This is a genomic window from Stenotrophomonas sp. 2YAF22 (assembly GCF_052114665.1).
Classification (GTDB): domain Bacteria; phylum Pseudomonadota; class Gammaproteobacteria; order Xanthomonadales; family Xanthomonadaceae; genus Stenotrophomonas; species Stenotrophomonas indicatrix.
In genome coordinates this window covers 1-3441 of the sequence record NZ_JBFRFE010000471.1, presented here as the reverse complement: position 1 = coordinate 3441, position 3441 = coordinate 1, and the positions used below count along the sequence as shown (strand labels likewise).

Genomic DNA, 3441 nt, shown 5'->3' with positions numbered 1-3441 from the left:
GGACTGGTTGCCGCCTGCGTGCCGCGTGCGGCGTTTGCCACCATCACCAGTACTGCCAGGCCCAACGCGCCGCCGATCTGCTGTGCGGTAGCGGCCATGCCGGACGCCACACCCTGCTGCGGACCCGGTACGCCCTGCCCGGCCACGATCCACATCGCCGTCCAGCTCATGCCCTGGCCCACGCTGAGCACCACGATGCCCGGCAGCAGCGGCCAGTAGCTGGCGCCGTGCGGCATCGCCAGCGCCACCGCAGTGATGCCGATGGCACCGGCGGCGAAGCCCCACGCCAGCACCTGCCGTGGCGAGCGGCGCTGCAGCATGCGCTCGGCAATGCGGATGCCGAAGGTGCATACCAGCGTCGGCAGCAGGAAGGCCATGCCGGCCTGCAGCGGGCTCCAGCCATAGCCATCCTGGAAGTACAGCGCCAGGAAGTAGTACTGCACGCCATAGCTGCTCATGAACGCGAAGGTCAGGCCGAGTGCTGCACGCAGGCCCGGCAGGCGCAGCAGCGCGAACTGCATCAGCGGGTCGCGGCTGCGCTTTTCGATCTGCACGAACACCGTCAGCAGCACGGCTGACAGCAACAGGCAGATGAGCGTGGCCGGCGCGGTCCAGCCCCATTCCGGCCCCTGCACCAGGGTGGTGACCAGCAGGCTGCCGCCGGCGGTGACGGTGAGGCAACCGGCCAGATCGAAGGAACGGCCGCGCACGCGCGGGCCATCGGCCGGCAGCCACGCGCCCGCGGCGACGGCACAGGCCGTGGCCAACGGCACGATCACCGCCAGCACCGCCGGCCAACCGAAGGCTTGGGTCAGTACACCGCCCAGCAGCGTCCCCAGCGCGAGGCCCGCCGCGCTGGCCATGCTCCAGATTGCCAGCGCGCGGTTGCGCACCGGGCCTTCTGCATACAGCGTATTGATCAGGGCCAGGGTGGCCGGAAACAGCAGCGCCGCACCGATGCCCTGCGCCGCACGTGCCACGATCAGCAGTGTGGCATTGGGCGCCAGCGCACCCAGCAGCGAAGCCAGGGCGAACAGCAGCATGCCCAGCCGGTAGAAGCGGCGGCGTCCCAGCAGATCGGCCGCACGCCCGCCCAGCAGCAGGCTGCCGCCAAAGGCCACCGTATAGGCGCTGACCACCCACTGCAGCTGCTGCGCATTGATCTGCAGCGCGCGGCCCATGTCGTGCAGGGCGACGAAGATGATGGTGGCGTCCAGAGCGATGATCAGCTGCGCGGTGGCCAGCAGGGTCAGCGCCCAGCGCGGGTATTTCAGGGGAGGCATGCGGCGCCCGGTTCGGAGGGGGGACGGCAGTCTCATTGATGCAGCTGAATCAATAAACCCCCTCAGCGCGATTTCTGTCATGATTTTCCGCATGAATGGATCCTCGATGGACCTCAATGCAGTGCGCATGCTGGTGCAGGTGGCTGAGGCGCGCAGCTTCACCGTCGCCGCCGGCCAGCTCGGCTTGAGCCAGYCCGGGCTGTCACGCGCGATCGGCCGGCTGGAAGCCTCGCTGGGGGTGAAGCTGCTGCAGCGGAATACGCGCAATGTCGCGCTGACCCCGGATGGCCAGCAGTTCGTCGAGCAGGTGGGACCGTTGCTGTGCGGGATGGAAGACGCCGAGCGGCTGCTGGCCGACCGCCCCTGCACGCCCTCGGGCGTGCTGAAGATCAGCGCGCCCTCGATGTTCGGGCGCAGGGTGCTGGTGCCGTTGCTGGGGCCGTTGCTGGAGCGGCACCCGCAACTGCAAGTGGAAGCGGTGCTCAGCGACCGGCTGGTGGATCTGGTGGAGGAAGGCTTCGACGCCGCCCTGCGCACCGGCACCATCGCTGACCAGCGCATGGTGGCGCGGCCGTTGAAGCCACTGCGCTGGGTGACCGTGGCCAGCCCGGCCTACCTGGCCGCGCAGGGTGAGCCGGCCGATGTGGCGGCATTGCAGAACCATGCCTGCCTGGCGGTGCGCAACCTGCGCAGCGGCCGGCTGGTGGACTGGCAGTTCCTGCAGGACGGGCAGCTGCGCGAGGTCACGCCGCCGACGCGGATGGTGTTCGACTGCGGCGACCCGCTGGTGGAGGCAGCGATTGCGGGCATCGGCATCGTGCAGGTGATGGATTTCGCGGTGGCCGACGCGCTGGCCGATGGCCGCCTGCAGCGCGTGCTGCAGCCGTTCGAAGGCCGCAGCCGCGCGCTGTCGTTGATCTACCCGCCGTCGCGCCAGCACTCACCGAAACTGCAGGTGCTGGCCAACGCGTTGTTGGCCGGGGATTGGTAGATCCACGCCATGCGTGGATGAGCGTTTCAATGCAAAAGCAGCCAGGCATGGCCTGGCCCTACTGGGCCGTAGTAGATCCAAGCCATGCGCGGATGCAAAGGCAGCCGGGCATGGCCCGGCTCTACTGGGTCGTAGTAGATCCACGCCATGCGTGGATGAACGTTTCAACGCAAAAGCAGCCAGGCATGGCCTGGCTCTACCGGTAAGGCGTTGCCGACCAGCGGCCGGCACTACCACGGCCCGATCAGGCGAAACTATCGGTGGCACGCACCAGCGCGTCGACGTTCTCTGCTTCGAACGCCGAATGCCCCGAGGCCGGGGTGATCTCCAGCTTCGCCTTCGGCCACACCTTGGTCAGGTCCCAGGCATTGGCCAGCGGACAGACCACGTCGTAGCGGCCGTGCACGATCACGCCCGGGATGTCGGCGATGCGGTGCGCGTCGCGCAGCAGCTGGTCTTCCACTTCGAAGAAACCGCCGTTGACGAAGTAGTGGTTTTCGATGCGGGCAAACGCCAGCGCGAAGTGCGGGTCTTCATGGCTGTTGATGAAGTCGTCGTCCACGTGCAGGAAGCTGGTCGCGCCCTCCCACACTGCCCAGGCCTTGGCTGCGTCCAGGCGCGTTGCTTCGTCTTCGCTGGTCAGGCGGCGATGGAAAGCGGAGATCAGATCATGGCGTTCTACTGCCGGAATCGGCTTGAGGTAGTGCTCCCACGCATCCGGGAACAGGCGGTTGGCGCCTTCCTGGTAGAACCATTCCAGCTCCCAGCGGCGCAGCATGAAGATGCCGCGCAGCACCAGTTCGGTCACGCGCTGCGGATGGGTCTGCGCATAGGCCAGCGCCAGGGTCGAGCCCCAGCTGCCACCGAACACCTGCCAGCGATCGACCTTGAGGTGCTCGCGCAGCGTCTCGATGTCGGCCACCAGGTCCCAGGTGGTGTTGTCCACCAGATCGGCGTGCGGGGTGGAACGACCGGCACCGCGCTGATCGAACAGGATGATGCGGTACTTGGCCGGGTCGTGGAACTGGCGCATCTTGTCGCTGCAGCCGCCGCCGGGCCCACCATGCAGCATCACCACCGGCTTGCCGTCCGGGTTGCCGCACTGTTCGAAGTACAGCGTGTGGCGGTCGTCGACCTTCAGGGTGCCGACGTCGTAAGGGGTGATGG

The 3441-nt window shown here is 67.7% G+C and carries 3 protein-coding genes; 1 reads left to right on the top strand and 2 read right to left on the bottom strand.

Annotated features, from left to right (window positions below; all coding sequences use genetic code 11):
• Window positions 1-1283: MFS transporter (locus AB4Y84_RS16635; RefSeq protein ID WP_442250472.1), on the bottom strand; the 1283-nt coding region annotated here is incomplete at its 3' end.
• A 106-nt stretch (window positions 1284-1389) separates the two neighbouring features.
• Between AB4Y84_RS16635 and AB4Y84_RS16630 the strand changes: the two genes are divergently transcribed.
• On the top strand, window positions 1390-2274 hold the full coding sequence (locus tag AB4Y84_RS16630; RefSeq protein ID WP_442250473.1) for a LysR family transcriptional regulator: 885 nt from the start codon (window positions 1390-1392) through the stop codon (window positions 2272-2274).
• Window positions 2275-2518: 244 nt separating this feature from the next.
• On the opposite strand, the gene pip is transcribed toward AB4Y84_RS16630, so the two are convergent.
• Window positions 2519-3439: a prolyl aminopeptidase gene (gene pip / locus AB4Y84_RS16625; RefSeq protein ID WP_442250471.1), complete on the bottom strand. Its 921-nt coding sequence runs from the start codon at window positions 3437-3439 to the stop codon at window positions 2519-2521.
• Window positions 3440-3441: the final 2 nt, after the last annotated feature.